The organism is Streptomyces sp. NPDC057249 (genome assembly GCF_042669245.1).
In the GTDB taxonomy this organism is placed as follows: domain Bacteria; phylum Actinomycetota; class Actinomycetes; order Streptomycetales; family Streptomycetaceae; genus Streptomyces.
In genome coordinates, this window is sequence record NZ_JBHUXS010000008.1 from 343,744 (window position 1) to 368,295 (window position 24,552).

The following is a 24,552-nucleotide window of genomic DNA, read 5'->3' on the forward strand; positions in this document are numbered from 1 at the left end:
CGCTTGCCCGCGTGTGAACGGTGCCGGGGGGTGCGCCGCCCGGCCGGCCGCCACTCAGCCGAGCCCCGGCCAGGCCACCTCGGTCCGCGCGTAGGAGTCGGCAGCCGACTCCATGCGGAGGACGCCGTGGCGGGCCGCGGTCTGGACATCGCGCCACAGGCGCTGGACGTCGCCGGCGGCGTCGCGTACGTGCGCGCCGCCGGCACCGAAGAGCTGGTTCGCCGCCTCCAGCAGCAGGCCGGCGCCGAACGCCGCGTCGCGCTGGTTGGCGGCCGTGAGGGACTCCGTCACCGGTTCCGTGTCCGCGCGGAACGCGGCACGGGCCAGCAGGAGATGTGCTGCGTCGATGCGGGCCGAGGACATGGCCGAGGCGTCGCGCACGGCCGCGCTCCGGTAGGGGCCCCGTCCGTCGGTGCTGACGGCGCCTTCCGCGGCCCAGCCGGACCATGCCCTCCGGAGTGCGTGCGCGGCCCCCAGTGCGGTCGCGCAGAAGATCAGGCCGCCCGCGAGCTGCGCCGGGGCGCGGTGCGGGCGGCCGGACCCGTGGTTGCCGGTGCCGTCCAGCATGCCCGTGAGGGGGAAGGAGCGGTGGGCGGGTACGAGGACGTCGCACGCTTCCACGGCGTCGCTCGCCGTACCCCTCAGGCCCGTCGCGTCCCAGGTCCCGTGCACGGTCAGCTCGCCCGTCGGCACGGCGAGGACCCGGGTCTCCAGCGGTCCGTCCTGCGGTGAGCGCCCGGTCACCGGCGTCGCCAGCAGGACCCAGTCCGAGTACCGCGCGCCGCTGACGCACTCCCACACACCGCTGAGCCGCCAGCCCTTCGGGGTCTCCACGGCCGAGCCGGCCGGTGGCGCGACCGCCGACGCGATCCGCACATCGGGGCCCGCGGCCCACAGGTCGTGCCGGCCGCGCTCCGGAAGGCAGGACGCGAAGCGTCCGTGTGCGGCCCACAGTGCGCCGCACCAGGCGGCCGACGGGCACTCCTGGGCCAGGGCGGCGATGTCCGCGAACAGTGCGGAGAAACTTCCGGCGCCCCGTCCCCCGTAGTCCACGAAGTGGGCCGGCAGGCCGGCGTCCGTCACCGCCCGGACGGTCGCGGGGGCCAGCCGTCCGACCCGGTCCGCCTGACGGGCGTCGGCGCCTGCGACGGCAGCCGCCCGCAGGACGCCCGGGCGGGGGGCCGGAAGCCAGCTTCCCGGAACGGTCGGTGGGGTGAGCGGGGGGTCCGCGGTGTACGAGGGCGTGATCGTGTGGTCCGTCATGCAACTACTCCCTGGCTCCGGATACCGATGCGCGTTGAACATTCATGAGCGAAGGTATTTTTATGTAAGATGGTCGTCTCCAGGTCTGTGGAGGTATGGGGATGGCAAAACAGGAGCGTTCGCGGCGCACCTACGAGCAGTTTCTTGACGCCGCCGCGGAGGAGTTCGCCCGGTACGGCTACTCGGACGCCAACCTGCAACGCGTGGTCGACCGGACCTCCCTGACGAAGGGGGCGCTCTACGGACACTTCGCGCGGAAGGCGGACCTGGCGGAAGCGCTCAGCAGCCATCTGGCGGCGTTGCTCGATGAGCTGAGCGCGCGCGGCGGGGGGTGGGGTCTGGCCGAGCTGCGCTCACTCACCGTCGAGTTCGCGCGTGAGGTGGAGGCCGATCCACGGGTCAACGCCGGGCTGCGCCTCATGCTCGACGCCGCGCAGACGGAGCCGGGGGTGCTCGGCCGTCTGCGGTGGCCGGGGCGGTCCGCGAGCCGCGCCTCGCCGGATGCCGCTGCACCCGGCGAGGCGCACCCCCTCCCGGCCGGTGAGCCGGCCGACCTGGCCCTGGTCATCCTGATGGGTGCGTACGTCACCGCCTCCGCGACCGATCGGAAGGGCCTGGCCGAACGCGTGGACGCGCTCTGGGGTGCCGTCCTGGCCGCGTCGCGCGACGAGGGTCAGGCCGGTCCGTGAACCACGGCCGCCCCGCTGGCGGTGAGCTCCCCGCCGACGGCGGGCTCGCCGGGCAGGCTGGGCGAAGAGGCCCAGGTGGAGAGGCAGGTGGCCAGCAGGGTGCCGTTCTGGACCGCCTCGATGGTCAGCGTGCCGGAGGCCGCCGAGCCTTCGCACGGCTGCCGCTCGGACACCACCAGGCTGATCGGCGCGTCGAGCTCGCCGAAGGCCCGGCAGTCGACCGACATCCCGGTCAGCGCGATTTCGCCGTCCGGGGCACCGGCGTCCCTCGTAGCGCCCCCGGCGTCACCGTTCGCCAGCAGGTGGCCGAGTTGCCGGAAGCCCTCCAGCATGACCATGAGCGGCACGTGATCGCTGGGGTGGTCGAAGTAGATGGCGTGCCGGAGGTCGACCAGCAGCTGCCAGGACCCATCGGCGCCGAGGCCCAGGACGCTGTCCTTGGTGCGCAGCCGCCCGACGGACGACGACGGGAGCCGTGTCGTCCCGATCGCCGGGGAAGGGGTGTCCGCCGGTGCGGCGCCGGCCCCGCGCAGGCCCCTGTACGTACGGTCGTTGACGGCCACCGCGCTGATCTCCCCCTCGCCGCACACCTCGCCGCCGATCGTCAGCACCACCGCCAGGCGCATCCCGTAGCGGCGCGGAGGGCGATTGCCCACCCACTCCCACTGGACGTCGAGTACCACAGGCAGCGGCGTGTCGCCGATGCGCAGCAGTTCCGGCCGGGTGATGCGGAATGCCGTGCCGCTGCCGACGAACCGGTGGGTGAGCGGCACCCCGTAGAAGCGGTGAGCAAGATAGACCAGGCTCTGGCGGACCGTCTCCGCCAGCAGCAGCGGGTCGCTGATGCCGGAGGAACTCGGTGAGTAGAGGGCGTGGTCGCGGGGCCACTGGGCCGCCACCAGGAACCGGTCCTCCCCGGTACGGATCGAATCGGTCACGAATACCTCGGCCACGGCGGCACGGTGCACCATGTGCCGGGGGACCGGCTGGAGGTAGTCGAGCGGCCGCGGAACTAAACCGTTCGCCGGCTCGCCGCCGCCCGTGCCGACTCTGGTGCCGGTTCCCTGGATTCCGTGGTCGTCCGTGCGCTGATCACTGCTCCGAAACATTTCAAGTCCCCCCAAGTCGACCAGCGGAGGCAGGGTGCCTCAGCGGGCGAGGAAGATGATACCGTTGCGAAGGTATATTTCAAGCGAGTATGTGATCGGGCGGTTCGCATACCGAGAGGTAGCGATCTCCGAACCGGTCACGACACACCAGGAAGGTCGCTGATGGCCGGCGAGAAAGAGACCGTGACGCCCTCCCCGGCCGCGCGAAAGGGCGGTCCGGCGGAGCAGACGTCAGGACCCAAGCAGCAGCGTGCGATCCACACACGTCAGCAGGTGCTCGACGCGGCCGCGGAGGCCTTCGCTGCCCGCGGCTACCCGAATGTGACGATCATGGCCGTCGCCGAACTGGCCGGGATGACGAAAGGAGCCGTCTACTTCCACTTCGCCAACAAGGAGGTGCTGGCCCAGGAGGTGGCGGCGAAGTTCTACGAGAGGCTGGGCGTCGTCGTCGAGTCGGTGCGGCAGGACGGGCTGTCGCCCCTGGACGAGGTCTCCGAGCTGCTGATGCGCACCGCCCAGGCGTTCCGCGAGGACGTGGTGGTCCAGGCCGGCGCGCGGCTGCAGATCGAGTACGCACTCATCGGTGCCGACCTCCCCGCGCCGTTCGAGGGGTACACGGAGGCCCTGTGCGAGAGCTTCCGCCGAGCGCGGGCGGCCGGGCTCCTGGCCCCCGGAGCCAACCCCGAGGTGCTCAGCAGGGTGCTCGCGGCGGCCTTCTTCGGCGCGCAGCACATCTCCTGGATCAAGCGGGGCCGTGCGGACCTGGGGGTCCGTGTCCAGGAGCTGCTGTCCACGCTCCTGCCCCAGGCCGAGGTGCTGCCCTGACCGACGCGGCGGACACCTCCGACGCGTGGAGCCGGGGGGGCGACCGGGCCGCTTCGGCGGTCCGCGTGGGGGGGTCGACGGTCGACGGGGGGACTGCCACGCCCCGTTCAGGAGGGAGCCCGGGGGCGAGACACCCTCGGGCCACCCGGCTCCCTGCCCGGCTGCTTCGGCAACCTGACCAGGGCTGTGACCTGCTGCCCAGGTTGTCGGCCGTTGTCACGGTGGTCCTGACCCTGAACGGGCCATCGATCAAACAGTCAAAACACCACGATAAGCACCGTTGCGCTACTAGACTGCGACCGCCCCAAGACCTGGGGATCATTGGGAGGGCGTGCAGGATGAAACGAGCACTGATCAGTGCGTTCGCGGCCGCAGCGTTAGTGATGTCCGGGGCGAGCGTCGCCACCGCTTCCGACAGCGATGCGCCGCGCACCACGCACGGTCCTTGCCAGTACAGCCAGACCCCGGACGAGCCGCCGGCGCGCCGCGTTCCGCTGCCGCCCGACCCACGGCGCACCCCTGCTCGTGGCACGGTCGACGTGGCTGTTCCGACCAACCAGGGACCGCTTCCGCTACGCCTGGACCGAGCGAAGGCGCCGTGCACGGTCCAGAGTTTCCTCCACCTGGCACGGCACGGTTTCTACGACCGTACGGTGTGCCACCGCCTGACGGCGTACCCGACGCTGAAGGTCCTGCAGTGCGGCGACCCGACCGGCACCGGCGAGGGCGGGCCCGGGTACAAGTACAAGGACGAGCTGCCGGTGGATCTGCCGCCCGCAGCCACCGATCCCACGGGCACGCGCCGACTCTATGGACGCGGCCTGCTGGCCATGGCCAACGCCGGGCCGGATACGAACGGTTCCCAGTTCTTCGTCGTCTACGGCGACTCCGCCTTGCGACCGGACTACACGGTGTTCGGCACGGTCGGCTCCGCCGGTCTGGTGACACTCGACAAGGTCGCTGCCGGAGGAATCGAGCCGACCGCGGAGAACCCAGCCCCCCTCGACGGCACACCTGCGCTGAGGACCGAGCTGCTCCACGTCCGGCTGTCCTGCCGACACTGACGCGCGGCGAAGCCGCCGCGTCGGCAAGCCGTGCTGATCGTGCTCCGTTCGAAGGAGCCGCCGCCTACACCGCGGCTTCCAGGGCAGCCCGCCAGACGGGGCTGTCGACGTAGTGGTTGTCGAAGCGTTCCGCGGAGGCGGCGATCTCCTCTGCGTCGGCCTCACCCCGCATCACCCGGCCCAGCAGGCGCAGGTAGTCGAAACGGCCCATGCCCGGTGTGAACACGAACAGGACGTCCGCCTCACAGCCCGGCGCCGCGGCGAAGGCGTGCGGGGTGTGGGGCGGCACGGCCAGGAAGTCACCGGCCTCCAGGACGGTGACCTCCTCACCCGTCAGCACTTGGAGGGAGCCGCTGATCACGAAGAACAGCTCCGTCGCCTTGGTGTGGAAGTGGGCGGGCGCCCCCACGGCTCCCTTCGCGAAGGTGGACCGGTAGCTGGTGAAGCTGCCGGCGGTGCTGTCGGAGTCGGCGAGCAGGGTGATCACACTGCTGGGGTCGGCGCAGGTCTCGGCCTCGGTGTTGCGGGTCAGCACCAGCTGTCCACCGGTCTCGGTGTTCGTCATGTCGGGTCCTTCCTGTTTCATGAGAGTAAGAGGGGGCGCAGGGAGTGGAGACGGCCGCCGGGGCTGCGCGGCGCAGGAGGTCCCTGCGGCATGCGGTGGGATTCAGCCGAAGATCGCGGCGGGTTCGCCGGTGTACCAGGTGTTGTCGATGCGAAGCCTGCGGATGACCCAGCGGTCGCCGTCGCGGACCAGGTCGACGTCGTAAGGGTTCTTCAGGAGCGCGTGTGTGCCCCGGTCGGTGATGAGCAGGTGCTGGGCTTCCACCAGGGCCGTGAGCCGCGCGGTGTCGCCATCGACGGCGATCCGCGGGTTGGTGATCTGGTGTGTGGTGTCCACCCGGCCGCTGAACATGGCCAGAATGGTGGTGACGATGGTGTCGCGCCCGGACATCAGCGGCGGCTCGGCCCCCCACTTGGAGGCGGCCGGGCGGAAGTCCAGCTCGGCGTCGACGGCGAACGCCGAGGCGAACAGCTCCTTGTCCTTCAAGTCCTGGCCCAGGCCGAAGCGGTAGAGCGCGTCGGTGATCTCCATCCGGTCCCTGAGTTCTGCGACGACCGCGGCGGTCTCGTGCGCAGGGGCGGTCAGGGCGCGCTCGTGCGTGACGTACATGATGTTCTCCTGTGCGGGTGAGGTGAGGCCCTCCCGGGGCTTGGCTCATATCCTGCTGAGGCCCGGACGGGGCATCAACGCGCGTCTGCGGAACGACCGTGAAGCCTCGGTTAACGATGGGAGGGTGCGGGATGCTGGAGCCGCGCGAACTGGAGACGTTCCTGACGCTCGCCGAGGTGCTGCACTTCGGCCGTACCGCCGAGCGCTTGCACGTCTCCACAGCCCGGGTCAGCCAGACCATCGCCAAGATGGAGCGCCGTATCGGCGTCCCTTTGTTCAACCGCACCAGCCGTCGGGTGGAGCTGTCCCTGAGAGGACAGCAGTTGTATGACGAGATACGCCCCGCCTGGACCACGATCACCGAAGCCTACGAGCGGGCCGTCGAAGCCGGGAAGGGGCTGAGCGGACTGTTGCGGGTCGCCTTCACCGGGCCTGCGGCGGGCCAGCTACTGGTCGGAGCCACCCAGGTGTTCCGCACCCGGCATCCCGACTGCGCAGTCCGGATCAACGAGGCGCATCTGCCGCAGGTGCTGCCCCGGCTGCACGACGGTGAGGCGGACATCGCCCTGACCTGCTTTCCTCTGCACGAGGAGGGCATCGTGATGGGGCCGGTCCTGGTGCGGGAAGCGCGCATGCTCGCCGTGCCGCAAGGGCATCCGTTCGCCCGCCGCGCGACCGTCTCCGTGGAAGACCTGGCTCGCGTCACCCTGCTGCAGGTTCCCGAAACGCTGCCGGAATCCCTGCGCCGGGACCGGGCGCCGCGCCGGACCCCCGGCGGCCGACCGATAGCACCGGGTCCGTCGGCCATGACGTTCAACGAGATGCTGACACTCGTGGGTGCCGGAGAGGGGGCTCTGGTCGTCGGAGCCCACGCGAGGCGTTACTTCGCCCGCCCCGATGTCGCCTATGTCCCCTTCGAGGACGCCGCGCCAGTGGACTGGGGCTTGGTGTGGTCCGCCGGCGGTGCGACAGCCCGCACTCGCGCCTTCAACGAGGCAGCGCTCAGCCTGGTACAGGCGCCTGCGTCGGACCTCTGAGCTCACCAGCGGCCCGCACACGGCCGGGCAGAGCGTGCCGGCACCGTGACGACGACCCGCCGGGCCCGGCACTCCGGGCGGAGCCCGGGCGGCGAGTCGGTCCTCTCGCCGTGCTCCGTGGACGCATGAGCGCGGAGCGTATTTCTACTCCAGCAGCTTTTCCCTGGTGCAGTAACTTGCCAACGCCCCCTGGAAACGACCAGCTGCCGCAGAGCAGGACGAACGGAGGATCACTCATGCCCCGAGAGGCGCCGTACCTCGCGGTCGCCGACGTGCTGCGCGCGCGGGTTCTCTCAGGGGAGTGGGGGATCGGGGAGCGCCTGCCGTCCCGGGCTCGGCTTGCGGTGGAGTACGGGGTCGGACGCAACGTCGTACAGAGGGCCATGGACCGCTTGGTCCTCGAAGGTCTCCTCGAAGGCCGCGCCGGCTCGGGCACCTACATCCGCAGGCCGCGAGAGCGCCTCCGGCTGGTCCGCTCGCGGCACCGCGAACGCCGGGAAGGTTCCCTTCCTTGGCAGGACAGGAGGGAGCGGGGCAGGGCCGACACCTGGGATGCACAGAGTGAGGTCCGAGTCGCAGCTCCCGAGCCGATCGCCGAGCGGCTCGCCATCAGCCCCGCGGACCTCTGCGTCCGTACGCATTACGAGTTCCTCGCCGACGGGCAGCCTGTCCAGCTTTCCGAATCCTGGGAGCCGATGGCAATCACGGACGGAACGCCGATTGTGCTGCCCGAGACGGGTCCCCTGGCGGGCAAGGGCGTGATCGAGCGCATGCGTTCCATCGGTGTGGTCGTCTCGACCGTGGTCGAGGTGCCGCGCCCGGCTCGTGCCACCCAGGTGCAGGCGAATCTCCTGGGGATCAGCATGGGGGACCTCGTGCTGCAGATCGAGCGGACCATCTTCGACACGGACGGACGTCCGGTGGAGACCGCCGACATGGTCATTCCGGACCGGTGCCGGGAAGTGGTCTACGAGTTCGGAGTCGACCGCCCGTAGCCGTTGAAGCCAGCAAGGACACATCGCCCCTTCGACAGCAGGGAACCCCATGGCGAAACCACCCGGGCCTGGCCTCTTGCGCGATCGGGACTTCGGTCGATTGTTCGCCGCCACTGCGCTGGGTCAGCTGGGTGACCGCATCATCTTCCTGGCCTTGCCCCTGGTTGCCATCGTGGCATTGCACGCCGACGAGTTCCAGGTGGGCCTACTGACCGCGGTGACTTCGGCAGGATCGCTACTGGTCGGGTTGCCGGCGGGCGCATGGGTGGACCGCATGCGGAAGCGATCGGTGATGATCTGCGCTGATTTTGCTCGCGCGCTGCTCCTCCTGACGATTCCTGCGGCGTGGTGGGCGGGCCTTCTCACCATGTGGTGGCTCTGTGCAGTCGCCCTGGCTCATGGAGTGCTGACCGTCTTCTTCGACGTTGCGTACGTCAGCTATCTCCCGCACTTGGTGGGACGGGGCAGGCTCGTGGAAGGGAACTCGAAACTGTCGGCCATACGGTCGGTGACCAGCATCAGCGGGCCGACGGCGGCGGGGCCGCTGGTCGGCCTGGTCGGAGCTCCTGCGACGCTTCTGGTGAGTTCGGCCGGGATGGCCATATCGGGGCTGCTCGCGATCACCATCAGGAAACGCGAGGAGAAGCCCGAGCCGAGCGATCGTCCGCGATTGGCTGGTGAAATCAGGGAGGGTCTGAAGTTCGTCGCCGAGCACCCCGCCCTCAGAGCGATCATGCTGGGGGATGCGGTATTCAATCTCTTCCTGGTGATGTATCAGACCATGCTGCTGGTCTTCTTGGAGCGGGAGATCGGTCTCCAGCCCTTTGAGATCGGAATCATCTTCTCAGGGATGGGTTGCGGTGCCTTGCTGGGCGCGCTCTTGGCGACCAGGGCCTCCGGGCGGGTCGGTCAAGGACCGGTCATCTGGCTGGCGTCACTGGTCACCTGTCCGTTGACCGCGTTCATGCCGTTGGCCCGAGCGGGTTGGAGCGTGTATGCGGCTGCGATCGGACTCGCGGCTCTGTCACTGGGGGGAGTCGTCCGTGTGGTGGCTCAGTCGAGCTTCCAGCAGGCCCTGACGCCGGATCGGCTTCTGGGCCGGATGAGCGCAACAGCTCGGTTCGTTTCCTGGGGCGGTATTCCTCTCGGTGGGCTGCTGGGCGGAGCCTCGGGCTCCGTGTTCGGACCGGCAGCCACTCTGTGGATCGGTGCGGCGGGTATGACACTGAGTGTCCTTCCGAACGTCCTGTCACCGCTCCGGACGATGCGGACGGTGTCCACGGATGAGGCCCCCGGGTTCGCGCCCGAGAGAGCGGACTGCGCATCGCGCCCGGGCGGTGCCGGGCCGCCGGCGCCGCGCCGGGCTTCACGGGACCGCGGGCTGTGCCTCCGAGTGGAGGTGCGTGCCGATCCGCAGAAATGCCTGGACGAACGGGACGACCGGCACGGCGGAGGAGATCACCTGGGAACCGAAGTGGACGACGACGAGGTCGAGCCCCGGTGAGACGAACAGCCGCTGGCCGTGGATTCCGCTGGCCATGTACGAGCCGTAGGGGTCGTTCGGGATCCACCACAGGTCGTGGTACGACAGCGTGGCCGGCGAGGTCGGGGGCGCACCGGGGAAACGCACACGGCGCGGGTAGCCGTCGGGGACGCCGCTGACGATGGCCGTGGCCACGGCCTCGGGCACCACCTGCCGGTCACCGACCGCTCCGCCGCAGCGCAGCATCTCGCCGAGGCGGGCGACGTCACGCGCTGTGGCACTGAAGCCCCCGCTCGCCGCCTCGACGCCGTCCCCGTCGAGGATGTAGTAAGCGTCCTCCTCCGCCCCGATCCGGGACCAGAGGAGTTCGCCGACCAGGGCCGAGATGCTCGTACCGGAGACCCGGCGGAGGACTTCGGCGAGGGCCTCGACATTGCCGTTCTCGTAACAGAAGTCCGTTCCGGGCGCACCCGCGGCGCGAGCCGTGAGGAGGTGCTCGCGGATGGTGGCCGGTCCGTGGTAGCCGAAGGGGCGCAACCGGGGGGACAGTACGGCGAAGTACCGCTGCGCCTCGATGGCCTTGTCGAAGTGCCGGCCTGCGTAGGAGACCTGGGTGCCCATGTGGAGCAGGTCCTCGATCCGGGCCTCGCCGAAGGCCGTTCCCGCGAGTTCGGGGACGTAGGCGGACGTCCGGACGGTGCGGTCCAGGTGCCCCTGGTGGGCCAGGACCGCCGCGACCAGGCCGATGTAGGACTTCGCCGCCGATGCGTTGAAGTGCGGGGTGTGCCCTTCGGTGCCGTGCAGATACCTCTCGTACACCACGGAGCCGCGATGCAGGACCAGAAAGGCGTCAGTCTGCGCGGCGGCGAACAGGTCCGGCAGCGTGAACGCGGCACCGCCGTTCAGTCCGAGGGGCAGCGTGTCGAGCGCGTGCGTGCCGAGGCCGGGAACGGCGGACCTTCCGGGCAGGTTGCGGGGCCGGTCAGAGCCGCGCCAGACCCTGCGGCTCGGTGAGAGCTCGCGGCCGGAGGCCGTGAAACGGCGAATCCAGGCGGGGTCCGTGTAGCCGCGCGCCCACGCGAGGTCACTCAGTGGGGCCGTCTCGGTCATGTGTCGCTCCGTCCGTCTGCGGCAAGGGGCTGCAAGATCTCAAACATGCTTCTCGGTACCGTACACATGGTTCAGTTTTGGGAACAGAGGTCATTTACGGCCGGGTGAACTCGTTGACGCGCAGGCGGCCGGAAGCTACGTTTCCAAATGAAGCGATCGATATCAGACAGGCAGTCCGGAAAGCTGGCGTGGCTGTCGCGCATCCCGCCGCGGACGACGCGAGCTCCGGGCGCACCCTGCTCCCCGCCTCCTCCGCACCCCTTCATCCCGAGCCGCTGGAGTGTGCCTCATGGTCGAACCGCCCTCGTCCGCCCCACCTCTCGACACGGCCGTCGGCCCCGTCGACGCCCAGGGGGCACCACCGCGTCCCGCGTTCGATCGGCGGCACGCATGGCTGATCGCCGCGATGATCGTCTCGTTCATGCTCATCAATTACGCGGACAAGTCCGTGCTGGGGCTCGCGGCCGTACCGATCATGGATGAGCTCGGGATCAGCAACAGCACGTACGGGATGATCTCCAGCTCGTTCTCGCTGCTGTTCAGCCTGTCGGGGCTGATCGTCGGCTTCGCCTCGGCCCGCCTCTCCAGCCGGGTCCTGCTCTTCGCCATGGCCGCCCTGTGGGCGGTGGCCCAACTGCCGGTGCTCGTCGTGGCGTCGGTGCCCGCGCTGGTGGCCGGGCGCGTACTGCTCGGGGCCGCCGAAGGGCCGGCGGCGTCGATGTCGATGCACGCGCTGTACAAGTGGTTCCCGGCGGACCGCCGCGGTCTGCCGTCGGCCCTGCAGATCAGCGGGGCCGCCCTGGGCACGCTGGTCGCGGCTCCGGTGGTCACCTGGCTGATCACGAGCTTCGGCTGGCGCTCGGCGTTCGTGGTCCTCGCGGTGGCGAGTGCGCTGTGGAGCCTGGTCTGGTGGCGGGTGGGGCACGACGGGCCGCACGGCGGCGAGGCCGCACCGGGCGGACATCGGGCCGTCGGTGCTCCGGCTTCCGCGCCCCCGCCCACACCCGGCGGGGGCGGACCTCGGACTGCGGGTACCCCGGGCGCTGAAACCGCGCGCGCCTCGGAGCGACTGCCGTACCGGCGGCTCCTGCTCAACGGCACGGTGCTCGGGTCGATCGTCGCCGCCTTCGGGGCGTCCTGGGCGCTGGCGTTGAGCCACGCCTGGCTCCCCGCCTACCTGCGCACGGAACTCGGAATGACCCCCGGGGGAGGCGCGACGGTCATCAGTGCCATCTCCGCGTTCAGCCTCGTGCTGCTGCTCTCCATACCCGTACTGGTGGACCTCCTCCGCCGCCGGGGGCGATCGAGCCGCTGGTCGACGGCGGTCCCGCAAGGCGTCGCCGTGGCCGTCGCGGCGCTGGCCATGGCAGCCCTCCCGTTCGTCGACGGCCGGGGGGCCCACCTCGCGCTGCTCGCCCTGGCGTTCGGCGGTCACGCCATCGTCTTCCCGCTGCACTACATGACCGTTTCGGCCGTGGTCCCGGCGGTCCAGCGCGGTGCCGTGTTCGGTGTCGTCGCCGCGGCCGGAACCCTGCCGGGACTGGTCTCCCCGTATCTGACCGGGCACCTGCTGGACTTCGCCGCCTCGCGGAGCGCCGGCTACACCCAGGCCTACCTGCTGTCCGCCGCCGTCATGCTCGTCTGCGCCGTGGCCGCCCTGATCGCCATCCGGCCGGAGCAGGACGCGCGGCGGCTGAGGCTGGGCTGACCGCCCCCGGACGGCCGCGAGGTGCCGGAATCCCGCGGCCGCCCGGGGCTCAGGCCGGGCGGGTGAAGCCGCTGGCCCAGTACCGGCCGTGCAGGGCGAGGTCGAGCAGCATCCGGACGACCTCCTCGTCGGGCAGCGACGGGACGTCCTGCTCCACCCACCAGCGCAGCACGGCGATCTGCTCCCCGACCCAGACGCGGGCCAGCAGTTCAGGGTCGATGCGCGGCTGCACGGCGTTGCGTTCCGCTCGGGCGCGGAACTCCTCGGCCGTCGCCCGGGCAAGGGCGTCCATGAACATCTGCAGCGGCTTGCCGTCGCCCTCGCCCCGCAGCACGATCCGGTACCGGTCGCGCTCCTCGCGGGCGTGCCGCAGCATCTCCAGGACCGGCCTGCCGGTGAAGCCGACCTCGCTGTCGGCGACGACGGGCTCGATCCGGGTGGCGAGCCCGGCCAGGAGGTCCGCCGTCACGCGGGCGAACAGGTCCTCCTTGTCGCGGCAGTGCGCGTAGAAGGTCGCGCGGGCCACGTCCGCCCGCTCGGTGATGTCCTCGACGGTCAACGCGGTGAAACCGCGCTCCAGCACCAGCTCCACCAGGGCAGTCCCCAGGGCGCGGCGTGACCGCCTCGTCCGTCTGTCCTCGGCCACGAAGCCACCTTTCCTCGATCGTGACGCTGCGAGCGCGCCCAGTCTAGAAGACTCTTGACACTTCTTACTTTACTGAACAAGCTGTCTGTAAATGAATTGACTGTGCATCTTCTGTTCCCTTGGAGTACGGCTTCATGAACCTCGGCACCTATCTCTCACGCAGCGCCCGCTACTGGCCCGAGGCCCCCGCCCTCGTGTGCGGGGAGCGTTCCTGGTCCTTCGCCGAGCTGGAGTCCTCGGCGAACCGCCTCGCCTCCGCCCTCGCCGCGCGCGGTCTTCGCCCCGGTGATGTGGTGGCCTCCCTCGCATGGAACCGCGGGGAACTGGTGGAGACCGAGTTCGCCCTGTACAAGGCAGGATTGACCCGCGCACCGATCAACGCGCGCCTCGGGCGGAGCGAGATCGCGCACATCCTGCGCTACGCCTCCGTACGCGCCCTGGTCTACGACGCGGCACACCGCGAGGACGCCCTCGCCGCGATCGCCGCGGCCGGCGACGACTGCCTGGCCGTACCGCTCGACGAGGAACCGGACGGGAACGTCCCGCCCGGAGCGCCGGCCGTCACCTACTCCACCCTGCTCGCCGAAGGTGACGCGGGCCCCTTCCTGGTGGACGTGGACGAGAACGAACCCTGTGTCCTGAACTTCACCTCAGGGTCCACCGGAGCGCTGAAGGCCGCGGTGCAGACCGTCGGCAACCGGCTCGCGAACATGCGCAAGCTGCTGATGTCCGACGAGTCACGGCCACGGCCCGGCACGCGCTACCTCGCCTGCGGGCCCATCACCCACGCCACCGGAATGGGTCTCCTGGCCGGCGTGTTCGGCGGCTCCACGACGTACGTCCTCCCCGCCTGGACCCCTGAGAGCTTTCTGGAGGCGGTCGAGAGGGAGCGCATCACCGCCACCTTCCTCGTCCCCGCCATGGTGAACATGGTGCTCGCCCACCCCTCTGCCGGGCACCGTGATCTGTCCTCCCTGACGAGCGTGCGGATCGGCGGCGCGCCCATCTCACCGCAGCGCCTGCGTGACGCGGTGAAGCTCTTCGGGCCCGTCGTCGCCCAGGGATACGGGCTCGGGGAGACCACCAGCGTGGTCGCCGGTCTGAGCGCCGGGGAGATCGCCCACGCCGTCGAGGAGGACCATGAGTTGCTCCAGTCGTGCGGCCGGGCCTCCTACGACACCGAGGTGCGCGTCGTCGACGAGGAGGGCCGTGAGCTCGGCCCGCGCGAGGTCGGCGAAGTCATCGTGCGCGGCCCGGACTGTGTGCGCGAGTACTGGAAGGAGCCCGAGCTCTCGGCGGAGACGTTCCGCGAGGGCTGGGTGCACACCGGTGACCTCGCCTGGATGCGGGAGGACGGCTATCTCTTCATCGTCGACCGCAAGAAGGACATGATCATCTCGGGCGGTTTCAACATCTACTGCACCGAGGTCGAGGCCGCCCTCTACGAGCACCCCGCCGTCCAGGAGGCCTGCGTCGTCGGCGTGCCGGACGACACCTGGGGCGAGGCGGTCAGGGCCGTCGTCGTCCAGGGCCCCGGTGACACCGGCGTGACCGCCGACGAGCTGATCGCCTTCTGCGCCGGCCGCCTCGACCGCTTCAAGAAGCCCCGGGCCGTCGACTTCGTGGCCGAGCTGCCGCACAACCGCAACGGAAAGCTCGACCGCAAGGCCGTGCGCGAACCGTACTGGGCGACCGCCTCCCGCCGCGTCAACTGACCGCCATCGCCCGTCCGTTCCTCCTGGAGCTCCCGTGACCTTCTCCCTGCGTCCCACCTACGACGACCCGCGCACGGCCGAACTCGTCGACCGCCTGCGCGGCTACCTCGACGGCGAACTCGCCGACTACGAACGCGAGCGCGGCATCACCCCGATGGGGCGTCTGACCCGCGCCGATCTCGAACCGGTCTGGCGCCGCAGCCGTGACCTCGGCTTCTACGGCATCCACCTGCCCGAGGAGTACGGCGGGCAGAACCTCACGTACACCCAGCTCGCCGCCCTGAAGGAGGAGCTCGGCGCCAGTGGACGCGTCCTGTCGCACTGCGTGCTGGGCGACATGGGCGGCCCGCTGCGCGCGGGCGACATCCTCAAGTACGCCACCCGGCACCAGCTGGACACCTACCTGCTGCCGCTGATCCGCGGCGAGCGGGCGTGCTGCTTCTCCCTCACGGAGACCGACGCCGGGTCCGACGTCCGCTCCATGCGCACGGTCGCCACCCGGGACGGCGAGGGCTACCGCCTGTCCGGGCACAAGGTCTTCTCCTCCGCCGGCCCGTTCGCCGACTTCGCGATCGTCGTCGCCCGTATGGCGGGCACCGGTGAACTGCCGGACGACAAGCCCCGGTTCTCGGCCTTCCTGGTGGACCTCGACAGCCCCGGCTGCCGTGTCGAGGACGGCGCGACGCCGATGTCCGGTGAGCACATCGAGAGCGACATCATCCTGGACGACTGCTGGGTCCCGGCCGCCAACCTGCTCGGTGAGGAGGGCAAGGGGATGCGCATCGCACTCGGCAGGGTCACCACGAACCGGCTGCTGCACTGCCCCAGTGTCCTCGGCGCCACCCGCCGCGCCCTGGACCTGACGCTGAACCGGGCCCGGACCCGCATGGTCGCGGGAGGGCAGCCGCTTCTCATGCTCCAGGCCATCCAGCACCGGGTCGCCGACATGGCGACCGGCCTGTACGCCGCACGTTCCATGACGTACGCGGCGCTCGCGGCCCTCGACGAGGGCCGCGAGGTCCACACCGAGGCGTTCATGTGCAAGCTCTTCGTCGCCGAGTCCGCCTTCCGCATCCTCGACGAGGCGGTGCAGATCCACGGCAAGGAAGGGCTCACGCAGGGCAACGAGATCGAATTCCTCTTCCGCAAGATCCGGATGTTCCGCGTACTGACCGGCACCTCGGAGATCCAGCGCAACGGCATCGCCAAGCTGCTGGCCCTGCACCACTGACACCCGCCGCAGCGGAAGGTGTCCGCCCCCTCGTTCGCACTTCCGGTCATGCCGTTCCGGACGCCCGGGAAAGGTCTTCCACCCATGACACCGATGAACAGGCGCGGCTTCGCCGCAGCCACGGCGGGCGCCGCCGCCGCAGCCGTCTCGCTCAACCCCGTCACCGCACGGGCGACTTCAGGTCACCGCCCGCAGGGGACCCCGACGCCGACGCGTACGGACGGCCTCCCCTACGACGACACCACCGACTTCGACGACGCGCGCCGTGGGTTCGTCGCCGCGTTCACGGGCGGCCCGATCACCACCGCGGACGGCAGGACCGCCTGGGATCCGGAGAGGTACGGCTTCCTCGACGAGGCCGGGGGCCGGGTTCCCGACACCGTGGACCCCCGCCTGTGGCGGCAGGCCCGGCTCCTGTCGCACCAGGGCCTCTACCGGGTCACCGACCGCATCTACCAGGTCAGGGGTTTGGACCTGTCCAACATGACGATCGTCGAGGGCGACACCGGTGTCATCGTCATCGACCCGCTGATCTCCGCCGAGACGGCCGCCGCGGCCCTGCGCCTCTACCGCGACCACCGCGGCGAACGCCCCGTCCGCGCGATGATCTACACCCATCCGCACGTCGACCACTTCGGCGGCTGCAGGGGGGTGCTTCCGGACGGTCCCGGGGACGTCCCCGTCGTGGCGCCCAGCGGGTTCATGGAGCACGCCGTCAGCGAGAACGTCTATGCCGGCCCTGCCATGTCCCGGCGCTCCTCGTACATGTACGGCGCCGGACTGCCCACCGGTGTGACGTCCCAGGTCGGCTGCGGTCTCGGTCTGACCGTCTCGCTGGGCACGGTCGGTCTCATCCCTCCCACCCACTCCGTCGGTGCCACGGGTGAGGAGATGACGCTCGACGGGGTCCGGATCCGTTTCCAGATGACTCCCGGAACCGAGTGCCAGGAAGAGATGAACTTCCTCTTCCCCGATCTCCGCGCCGTCTGCATGGCGGAGAACGCCACCCACACCATGCACAACATCGTGACCCTGCGCGGAGCCCAGGTACGCGACGCGCACGCCTGGGCCGGCTACCTCACCGAATCGATCGGCCTCTACACCGGCGCCGCCGACGTCGCGTTCGCCTCCCACCACTGGCCCACCTGGGGCAACGACGACATCGTCGAGCTGCTCACGCACCAGCGGGACCTCTACGGCTACGTCCACGACCAGACGGTCAGGCAGATGAACCAGGGCCTGACCGGCACCGAGATCGCCGAGACCTTCCAGCTGCCGCCCCAACTCGAAGGCGTCTGGGCCAACCGCGGCTACTACGGCTCCCTGAGCCACAACGTCAAAGCCGTCTACCAGCGCTACATGGGCTGGTTCGACGGCAACCCCGCACACCTGTGGGAGCACCCTCCGGTCGAGGAGGCCCACCGCTGGGTGGAGACCCTGGGCGGCCAGGCCGCGGTCCGCGCCCGAGCCCGTCACTACGCGGAACGCGGCGACGTCCGGTTCGCCGTCACCCTGCTCAACCACGCCGTATTCGACGACCCGGAGGACAAGCGGACCCGCCGCGATCTGGCGGCCCTGTACACCCGCCTGGGGCACACCGTCGAGAACGCGGTCTGGCGGAACTTCTATCTCACGGGCGCGCGGGAACTGACCCACGGCGTCATCACCGGCACCAGTGCCACCATCGGCCCCGACATGCACCAGGCCCTGACGGTCGATCAGCTCATCGACGGACTCGCCGTCCGTGTGAACGGGCCGAAGGCATGGTCCCTCGACCTCACGATCGACTGGCACATCGGCGAGGACCGCCGGCGTCTCCGTCTCGCGAACGGACTCCTCACCCGGACCACCGGCCCCCATCCGTCCGACGAGGTGGGCCTCACCATGACGATGACCAAGGCCCAGCTCCTGCGCATGCTCGCGGGCAAGGGAGTGGACGGCATCACCATGGAGGGTGACGCGGGTCTGCTGACCCGGCTGATGTCGGTCCTGGACAAGCCGGACAAGACGTTCGCGATCGTCACTCCCTGAGGGCCGGCCCTTTCGGGCGGCGATGTATGCGATCTTGCTGGGGACGAGTCGGGCCCTCCCCGCGGTGGTGCACCGCGGGGAGGGATGCCCGGCGTCCCGGAACGGGCATTGGCCTGTCAGGCCGTCAGGTGCTTGGCGCGGGCGGTGAGGCGTTCCCAGTTGCGGTGGCCGATGTCGGCCTTCTGCTCATCGGTGAAGGGCGAGTTCTCCAGGAAGGACCGGGCTTCACCGTTGCTGGTGTCGACGTAGGGAAAGCCGCCGGGACGGAAGCCGTAGGTGAAGGGGTAGTCGGTGGAGTACAGCATTCGGTCGGTTCCCATCACCTCGGCGGTCCAGCGCAGGTAGCGGGGGCTGTTGGTGCCGCTGCCGGCGACCCAGAAGTTGTTCTTGAAGTAGTCCGCCAGGGGCTGGCGCAGGCGGCCTGCCTCGCCGAAGAAACCGGTGTGGTCGAGGTAGAACATCACGACCTCGCCCCAGTGCCCCGCGATCACCTGCAGGTCGGGGAACCGGTCGAAGACCCCCGAGAAGATCATGCGCAGATACTGGATACCGAGGTCGTAGTACCAGCCGAGCCCGGCACCGGCCAGCACGGCGCCCATGGGCTCGGGCAGGCCGGAGTAGTAGGCGTCGATGACGGGCTGGACCGGTGTCTGAGGGTGGAAGTGCAGCGGCACGGCCAGACGCTCGGCCATCGCGTACAGCTCGTCGTTGTCCGGGTGGTCGGCCGGCTTGTCCCCGGTGCGGCCGTACAGCATGGCCCCGGGAAAGCCCAGCTCGCACACGGTGCGCTCCAGCTCGGCCGCGGCCGCAGCCGGCGACTGGGTGGGAATCGCGGCGAACGCCTGGAAGCGGTCGGGCCAGGAGGCGACGATCGCCGCAAGCTGGTCGTTGGCCTCGCGCGCCACCTCCACGGCATCGGCCTCCGGCAGGTCCTGCACGCCCGGGGAGGACAAGGACAGCACAGCGACGTCAATGCCCTGGTCGTCCATGTGGGCCAGCCGTTGCTCGCCGACCTCGTGCAGGTTCTTCGCGATCGGGCTGTCCCCGAAGCCACGCGAGAAGATCTGCGGCGATCCGACCCGCTGGTACGCCTCGTAGACGGCCGGCACGATGACGGTCTCTTCCACCCCGATGATCCTCAAACGGTCGGACATGACAGCTCCCCTTGGTGTTATCGCTGAGACCGCGCTTGCGGTATCGATGATATACGCACTGGAAGCAGGAAGCTGATATCAGCGATATCGCGCTCCTGTACGTGGAAGAGGGATTCGCCGCCCAGATCGTCCGTGCCACCGCCAGTGGCGCCGCCCTGACCTGGCAGTCCGTCCCCGAGCGCGACCGAGGCCCTGCGCTCCTTGTCGCTCTGCGCGACTCGCTGATCACCACCATCGCCACCCGGGACCCGGGGTGGAGGAACCAGGGTCGGGCGGCGCTGCCCGCGCCCTGCTTGCAGCGCCGCCCGGTCAGAAGACCCTCAGCCAGGCCGAACAGGAACTCCCGACGGCATGGCTCCAGCGGCTGCCCGCGTAGGGCACGCCCCATGGCCGGCCGGCCTCAAGCCGATGATCGTCGGCCTTCCGGAGGCACCCGCGTACGCGCTGCCCCTCGGTCTGAGCGTTCACGCGGCGGCAGCAACCCGGCCCCACCGCGCCGGATTCGCGTCGGGCGAGCACCTCTCGGTCAGGCGTGGCCGGCTTGCCGGGCGGTTCCTTGGAGGGGGTGGATCGAAGCTACTCGCCTTGCGGCGATGGCTTCGGCGTGGGCAGACCTCTCAGCACGTCGCGGACGGTGAATCGCCCGAGTTCGGTCGTCATCGCATCGGCGACCGTTCGGTCGAGCGTGTCCAGGCTCTCCTGTACGGTGCGGCCCACCGCGCAGGTCGGGGCGGGCTCGTGCCGACCGAGGACCTGGTCGTTTCCCTGGAGCAACGACCAGACGCGGTCGAGCCGGATGTCCGCGGCATCCATGGTGAGCTGCCAGCCCCCGTGGACGCCGGGCCGTGACCGCACCAGCCCTGCGCCGCGCAGCGGACCGAGCACGCGCCGTACGTAGACGGCGTTGACGTTGGTGCTCTCGGAGAGCTCCTCGGAGCTCACGGTGCGGCCCTCCGTGACGTCGGCCAGATAGGTCAGTACGTGAACGGCGACGGCGAACTGGGTGTTGGTGGAGCGGGCCATACGACCATCTTGCCATTCCGTAGCCATCATGACTACGATTTGAATCGTAACTTTGATGACTACAGATTGGTGAGACGGGATGATCGGCATCACCGGTGCCTCCGGCCCCCTCGGACGCGCCACCGCCGAACTGGTGCTGCGGGCCCTCGATCCGCGTGAGGTCGTCCTCACGACGCGCACGCCCGATGCTCTCGCCGACCTCGCACACCGCGGGGCGCGGGTGCGACAGGCAGACTTCGGTGATCCTCGCAGCGCAGCGGCCGCGTTCGCCGGTGTCGATCGGCTCCTGCTCATATCCACCGACGCGGTGGGTTCCCGGCTCGACCAGCAGCGGGCAGCCATCGCGGCGGCGGCCGAAGCGGGGGTCGCGCACATCGCGTACACCTCCGTCCCCGAGCCGGTGCCCGCCAACCCCGCCGTGGTGGTCGCCGACCACGCCGGTACGGAACAGGCGCTGCGGGAGAGCGGACTGCGATGGACCATGCTGCGCAACAACCTGTACGCGCACCTGTAAAGCTCTGTGATCGAACAGGCCATCGCCACGGGCCGGCTGGTGACCAACAGCGGTGGCGGCGCGGCGGCCTACGTCACGCGGGAGGACTGCGCGGCGGCTGCGGCGGTCCTCACCCGGGACGGGTACGAGAACCGGACCCTGGACATCACCGGACCGGCGGCGCTCACCGCCCGCGACCTGGCGGAACTCGCGTGTGAGATCGGCGGACGCGACGTCGAACTCGTCGACGTCGACGATCACGCGTTCGCCACCCGTCTCGAAGAAGTCGGTCTGCCGGACCCGGTGTCAGAACTGCTCACCTCGTTCGGCGCGTCAACGCGCGGCGGGTTCCTCGCCCACGTCAGCAGCGCGGTGGGCGACTTGACCGGTCGCGAGCCGACATCCCTCGCAGACGCGGTGCGCGCCACCCCGAAGTCCTGACCCGGCGGCAACGGAGGACGCGGCGGCTACCCGGGCCGGGAGGACTGCCGAAGGGCCACGTGCCGCGCCTGCGCCCGCATGGGGCGTGGCGCGGCGCAGACCTGAGGTACGGCGCTGTCGCGGGACCGTGCTCTGGTCGGCCCCGTGCTCGCCAACCCCTGGCGGCCGCCCTGAGGTTCGCCTACTCCTCAGTGGCCCGGTTCGTTCTGCAGAGCCCGTACGCCCTCGTTCCTCGCTCGTCGGGCGCTTCGGGCGGCCCCTTCCGCCGGGGTCGCCCACCTGGGACCGGTGCTCCGAACGCGCCCGTGCTGGTCCCACGGCACCTGCCGACAGGGCAGGACCCCTTACCGGCACGAGCGGCGATCAGCCGCACAAGGAGGATTCCATGACCACAAACACCAACACCGTCACTGACATTTTGCACCTGCGTCGCCTCGGGTGGGCGGGCATCGAGATCGCGCTGGGCGACACACTTCTGCTGATCGACCCGCTCGAGAGCACCGCTCCGCTCGCACCCGTCATGGGCCTGCCCCGGCGACCGCTGCCGCCTGTCGACGCCCCGGCGGGAACACATGCCCTCATCACACATGTGCACCCCGACCATTACGACCGGGAGCTGATCGCACGCCTCGCTGTTTCGGGGACCATCGGCTGCCACACTCCCACCGCCGCGGCGCTGGCGGAGGACGGCATCGCGGCCGAGGCGCAGGAACTGGGGGAGTCGCGTCACATCGGTGGGCTGACCGTCACCCCCGTCGCGTCGCTGGACTGGCGCGGCAGCGACTGCGACCAGGTCGCGTGGGTCGTGGAAGGGGCCGGGAGGCGGATCATCCACTGCGGGGACACCATGTGGCACGGCAACTGGTGGCAGATCGCCCGTGACCACGGCCCGTTCGACGTGGCGTTCCTGCCCGTCAACGGTGTGATCGCCAGGTTCGAGGGCTACGAGGCCAATGTGCCCGTCACCCTGACGCCCGAACAGGCCGTGGAAGCCGCGGCGGCTCTCGGCGCCACAGCAGCCTGCGCGATCCACTACGAACTGTTCGACAACCCTCCCGCGTACGCCGAACAGCCCGACATCGCTGAGAGGTTCGCCCGCGCCGCCCATGAGCGGGGTGTCACACCCCACCTCGTGGCCGATGGTGAACGCGTACCGCTCGACGACTGACCCCCTACGTCACCGGTGCTGCCCGAACGCGGTTTGATACGACGCGCTCATCGCGGTCCAAGTACCGGCGACGGTCGTCACGCCAGGAGAAGGAGCTGGGATCGGTGCCCCGGTTTGTGGTGGGCCGGGAGGGCGTCGGTGACGCCCCCGAGGGATCGGGCGCGGCCCTGCTCGACCAGGTGGCGGCCGTGCTCTGACCAGGCGTTGGCCTGTGTCGGCGCCATGGAGGATGCATCTTCGTACGCGAAGATGAGCCACACTTCACGGGTCGCCACGAGCCTTCCGCGCGGGGCTACCCTCCTTGACCTACCGGCCACCGCCCCGTCGTGAGCTTGCCGAGCAAGAACGGAGATGACCCTGTATGCCGCCAACCGGCGCAGACCGACGCACGCCGACAGCACTCATCGTCGGGGCCTCACGTGGCATCGGCCACGCGATGGCGGCCGAACTCCTCGACCGGGGATGGAGCGTCATCGGCACGGTCCGCGAAACCACCGCCCGAACAGCTCTGCACGATCTCGCGGAACAGTCCGGCGGGCTCGTTGATGTCGAGCACCTCGACATCAACGAGCCCGACCAGCTGGCGCCCCTGCACGACCGCCTCGCGCACCGCCGCATCGACCTGCTCCTTGTCAACGCCGGCACCACGAACCACGAGGAGACCCCGATCGGGGCGGTTCCGACATCGGACTTCGTCCAAGTGATGATCACCAACGCCCTCAGTCACATGCGCGTGATCGAAGCCCTCGAAGACCTCGTATCCCCTACCGGGCTGATCGGCGCGATGTCGTCCGGGCAGGGCAGCATCACGAACAACACGACCGCCGGCCGCGAGGTCTACCGCGGGAGCAAAGCGGCCCTGAACATGTTCATGCGCAGCTTCGCGATCCGGCAGTCGGAGACCCGGCGCGCTTTCGTCCTGCTGGCACCGGGCTGGATTCGCACCGCCCTCGGCGGGCCGGACGCACCGTTCACCACGCCGGGCGGCCCGACGGATCGCGTCCGTCGGCGCCGCACGCCGGCTCCGTTGAGGAGGCGCCCGATGCCACTACCGTGGCCGCCACCGAAGTCTCAGGGGCGCCCCTATGCATGTGCCCGAGGCCCGAGGGCCGGCGCTGTGGGACGGGGCGTTGTCCCACCTGGCCACTTCGGGCGGGGCACCGGCGGCGGCGCGGAGGGCTCGGGGACGCGGGGGTGCGCCCACCGTCAGTCCAGCAACGCGGTCGCCTCGACCTCCACCAGGACGTCCGGTTCGAAGAGGTGGTCGACGCCGATGAGGGAAGCCGGGGGCATCGGGAGCAGCAGCCCGACCTCCTCCGCGACGGCCTCCACCCCGGCCATGAACTCCCCGATCCGCTGGGGGTGCCATTGGGTCACGTAGAACGTCAGCCGGAGCACGTCCGCGAACGAGGCCCCGGCGCCGGCCAGGCCGAGCGCGGTGTTGCGCAGTGCCTGGGCGACCTGCCCCGCGAGGTCACCGGGCGTCGGACGCGTTCCGTCCGCCAGAAGGCCGACCTGCCCACTGATGTGGACCTGCCGAGTGCCGGTGCCGACGGCGACGTGATGGTACGGGGTGGGCTGCAGCATGCCCTGGGGAGTGAAGTGCTGAACCGACATGAGTGGTGCTCCTGTTCGCGTAAGGGTGTACGGGGGGTTCGGGTGTACGAATTGACGGCCCGATTCGGTATCTGGAAGATACTTAGTGTCCTAAAGGCACCTCAACGAGACCAGGTTTCGCCATGGATACCGCCGACCCCGCCGGCCTGCGCATCGACGCCCCCCACCGCGAACTTCTCGACCAGGTGCTGGACAAGTGGTCACTCGCCGTACTCAGCCACCTGTGCGAGCGCCCGAGCCGATTCAACGAGTTGCGCCGGGCGATTCCGGCCGTCACGCAGAAGTCCCTGACGGCGACCCTGCGCCGACTGGAGCGCAACGGCGTTGTCGAGCGCGAGGTGACCGCCACCCGACCGGTCGCGGTCACCTACCGCATCACCCCGCTCGGCAAGACCCTGCGCCACCCGGTGGAAGTCCTGCTCACCTGGGCAGACGCCCACCTGCCCGCGATCGAGAACGCCCGCCGAGCCTTCGACGACCAGCAGGACGACCCCGGTCCCACCACCGGCCACCGCGACGCCCGGCCGGGAACGCCGAATGGTTCGCCAGGCGAGCTGATGCGGTGAGTACTGAGCG

The 24,552-nt window shown here is 70.0% G+C and carries 22 protein-coding genes and 2 pseudogenes; 15 read left to right on the top strand and 9 right to left on the bottom strand.

From position 1 onward, the window contains the following. Positions 1 to 54: 54 nt before the first annotated feature. Entirely contained in the window at positions 55 to 1,263 is a 1,209-nt protein-coding gene (locus ACFUJY_RS17970) for an oxidoreductase (protein WP_383300176.1), read from the bottom strand. A gap of 101 nt (positions 1,264 to 1,364) precedes the next feature. Between ACFUJY_RS17970 and ACFUJY_RS17975 the strand changes: the two genes are divergently transcribed. Beyond that, complete coding sequence (locus tag ACFUJY_RS17975; protein WP_383300179.1) at positions 1,365 to 1,952, top strand: TetR family transcriptional regulator; 588 nt, start codon at positions 1,365 to 1,367, stop codon at positions 1,950 to 1,952. Here the strand turns inward: ACFUJY_RS17975 and ACFUJY_RS17980 are convergent. Continuing rightward, positions 1,937 to 3,061 (bottom strand): ScbA/BarX family gamma-butyrolactone biosynthesis protein, encoded by a 1,125-nt coding sequence (locus ACFUJY_RS17980; RefSeq protein ID WP_383300182.1) that lies wholly within the window; start codon positions 3,059 to 3,061, stop codon positions 1,937 to 1,939. The genes ACFUJY_RS17975 and ACFUJY_RS17980 overlap by 16 nt on opposite strands. A gap of 162 nt (positions 3,062 to 3,223) precedes the next feature. Between ACFUJY_RS17980 and ACFUJY_RS17985 the strand changes: the two genes are divergently transcribed. Together ACFUJY_RS17985 and ACFUJY_RS17990 are read left to right on the top strand one after the other, a co-directional pair. Beyond that, positions 3,224 to 3,886, top strand: a complete 663-nt coding sequence (locus tag ACFUJY_RS17985; protein ID WP_383300186.1) for a ScbR family autoregulator-binding transcription factor — start codon at positions 3,224 to 3,226, stop codon at positions 3,884 to 3,886. A 338-nt stretch (positions 3,887 to 4,224) separates the two neighbouring features. Next, positions 4,225 to 4,950 (top strand): peptidylprolyl isomerase, encoded by a 726-nt coding sequence (locus ACFUJY_RS17990; RefSeq protein ID WP_383300189.1) that lies wholly within the window; start codon positions 4,225 to 4,227, stop codon positions 4,948 to 4,950. Positions 4,951 to 5,014: 64 nt separating this feature from the next. Here ACFUJY_RS17990 and ACFUJY_RS17995 read toward each other — a convergent pair whose 3' ends face one another. Both ACFUJY_RS17995 and ACFUJY_RS18000 read right to left on the bottom strand, forming a co-directional pair. After that, positions 5,015 to 5,515, bottom strand: a complete 501-nt coding sequence (locus ACFUJY_RS17995; protein WP_383300192.1) for a cupin domain-containing protein — start codon at positions 5,513 to 5,515, stop codon at positions 5,015 to 5,017. 102 nt (positions 5,516 to 5,617) lie between these two features. Continuing rightward, entirely contained in the window at positions 5,618 to 6,124 is a 507-nt protein-coding gene (locus ACFUJY_RS18000) for a nuclear transport factor 2 family protein (protein WP_383300195.1), read from the bottom strand. Between the two features lie 131 nt (positions 6,125 to 6,255). On the opposite strand from ACFUJY_RS18000, the gene ACFUJY_RS18005 reads away from it, so the two are divergent. The 3 genes and pseudogenes from ACFUJY_RS18005 to ACFUJY_RS18015 form a co-directional block, all read left to right on the top strand. Continuing rightward, on the top strand, positions 6,256 to 7,161 hold the full coding sequence (locus ACFUJY_RS18005; RefSeq protein ID WP_383300197.1) for a LysR family transcriptional regulator: 906 nt from the start codon (positions 6,256 to 6,258) through the stop codon (positions 7,159 to 7,161). 236 nt (positions 7,162 to 7,397) lie between these two features. Further along, positions 7,398 to 8,156 carry a GntR family transcriptional regulator gene (locus ACFUJY_RS18010; protein WP_383300200.1) on the top strand — a complete coding sequence of 253 codons (759 nt, stop codon included), beginning with the start codon at positions 7,398 to 7,400 and terminating at the stop codon, positions 8,154 to 8,156. Positions 8,157 to 8,205: 49 nt separating this feature from the next. Beyond that, positions 8,206 to 9,423 (top strand): annotated as a pseudogene (locus ACFUJY_RS18015) (MFS transporter); the annotation flags it as partial. 99 nt (positions 9,424 to 9,522) lie between these two features. Here ACFUJY_RS18015 and ACFUJY_RS18020 read toward each other — a convergent pair. Further along, positions 9,523 to 10,749: a serine hydrolase domain-containing protein gene (locus ACFUJY_RS18020; RefSeq protein ID WP_383300203.1), complete on the bottom strand. Its 1,227-nt coding sequence runs from the start codon at positions 10,747 to 10,749 to the stop codon at positions 9,523 to 9,525. Positions 10,750 to 11,038: 289 nt separating this feature from the next. Here ACFUJY_RS18020 and ACFUJY_RS18025 point away from each other — a divergent pair, with 289 nt between their 5' ends. After that, entirely contained in the window at positions 11,039 to 12,457 is a 1,419-nt protein-coding gene (locus tag ACFUJY_RS18025; protein WP_383300206.1) for an MFS transporter, read from the top strand. 49 nt (positions 12,458 to 12,506) lie between these two features. Here ACFUJY_RS18025 and ACFUJY_RS18030 read toward each other — a convergent pair whose 3' ends face one another. After that, complete coding sequence (locus ACFUJY_RS18030) at positions 12,507 to 13,103, bottom strand: TetR/AcrR family transcriptional regulator (RefSeq protein WP_383300209.1); 597 nt, start codon at positions 13,101 to 13,103, stop codon at positions 12,507 to 12,509. A gap of 134 nt (positions 13,104 to 13,237) precedes the next feature. Between ACFUJY_RS18030 and ACFUJY_RS18035 the strand changes: the two genes are divergently transcribed. The 3 genes from ACFUJY_RS18035 to ACFUJY_RS18045 all read left to right on the top strand — a co-directional run bounded on the left by ACFUJY_RS18035 (position 13,238) and on the right by ACFUJY_RS18045 (position 18,080). Next, entirely contained in the window at positions 13,238 to 14,818 is a 1,581-nt protein-coding gene (locus ACFUJY_RS18035) for a class I adenylate-forming enzyme family protein (RefSeq protein WP_383300212.1), read from the top strand. Positions 14,819 to 14,852: 34 nt separating this feature from the next. After that, entirely contained in the window at positions 14,853 to 16,049 is a 1,197-nt protein-coding gene (locus tag ACFUJY_RS18040) for an acyl-CoA dehydrogenase family protein (RefSeq protein ID WP_383300215.1), read from the top strand. Between the two features lie 84 nt (positions 16,050 to 16,133). Then, complete coding sequence (locus tag ACFUJY_RS18045; RefSeq protein ID WP_383300218.1) at positions 16,134 to 18,080, top strand: alkyl/aryl-sulfatase; 1,947 nt, start codon at positions 16,134 to 16,136, stop codon at positions 18,078 to 18,080. Positions 18,081 to 18,196: 116 nt separating this feature from the next. Here the strand turns inward: ACFUJY_RS18045 and ACFUJY_RS18050 are convergent, their stop codons facing one another. Continuing rightward, complete coding sequence (locus tag ACFUJY_RS18050; protein ID WP_383300221.1) at positions 18,197 to 19,234, bottom strand: amidohydrolase family protein; 1,038 nt, start codon at positions 19,232 to 19,234, stop codon at positions 18,197 to 18,199. Between the two features lie 576 nt (positions 19,235 to 19,810). After that, a complete protein-coding gene (locus ACFUJY_RS18055) occupies positions 19,811 to 20,257 on the bottom strand; it encodes an Rrf2 family transcriptional regulator (RefSeq protein WP_383300223.1) in 447 nt (148 codons plus the stop codon). A 79-nt stretch (positions 20,258 to 20,336) separates the two neighbouring features. Between ACFUJY_RS18055 and ACFUJY_RS18060 the strand changes: the two genes are divergently transcribed. The 4 genes and pseudogenes from ACFUJY_RS18060 to ACFUJY_RS18075 all read left to right on the top strand — a co-directional run. Then, positions 20,337 to 20,771, top strand: coding sequence for an NAD(P)H-binding protein (locus ACFUJY_RS18060; protein WP_383300226.1), 435 nt, complete (start codon positions 20,337 to 20,339; stop codon positions 20,769 to 20,771). Between the two features lie 6 nt (positions 20,772 to 20,777). Further along, positions 20,778 to 21,191, top strand: coding sequence for a hypothetical protein (locus ACFUJY_RS18065; RefSeq protein ID WP_383300228.1), 414 nt, complete (start codon positions 20,778 to 20,780; stop codon positions 21,189 to 21,191). 385 nt (positions 21,192 to 21,576) lie between these two features. After that, positions 21,577 to 22,359, top strand: coding sequence for an MBL fold metallo-hydrolase (locus ACFUJY_RS18070; protein WP_383300231.1), 783 nt, complete (start codon positions 21,577 to 21,579; stop codon positions 22,357 to 22,359). A gap of 361 nt (positions 22,360 to 22,720) precedes the next feature. Beyond that, positions 22,721 to 23,335, top strand: a pseudogene (locus ACFUJY_RS18075) (SDR family NAD(P)-dependent oxidoreductase); the annotation flags it as partial. Positions 23,336 to 23,565: 230 nt separating this feature from the next. On the opposite strand, the gene ACFUJY_RS18080 reads toward ACFUJY_RS18075, so the two are convergent. Then, positions 23,566 to 23,976, bottom strand: a complete 411-nt coding sequence (locus ACFUJY_RS18080) for a RidA family protein (protein ID WP_383300234.1) — start codon at positions 23,974 to 23,976, stop codon at positions 23,566 to 23,568. A gap of 122 nt (positions 23,977 to 24,098) precedes the next feature. Between ACFUJY_RS18080 and ACFUJY_RS18085 the strand changes: the two genes are divergently transcribed. Continuing rightward, a complete protein-coding gene (locus ACFUJY_RS18085; RefSeq protein ID WP_383300236.1) occupies positions 24,099 to 24,542 on the top strand; it encodes a winged helix-turn-helix transcriptional regulator in 444 nt (147 codons plus the stop codon). Positions 24,543 to 24,552 lie beyond the last annotated feature (10 nt).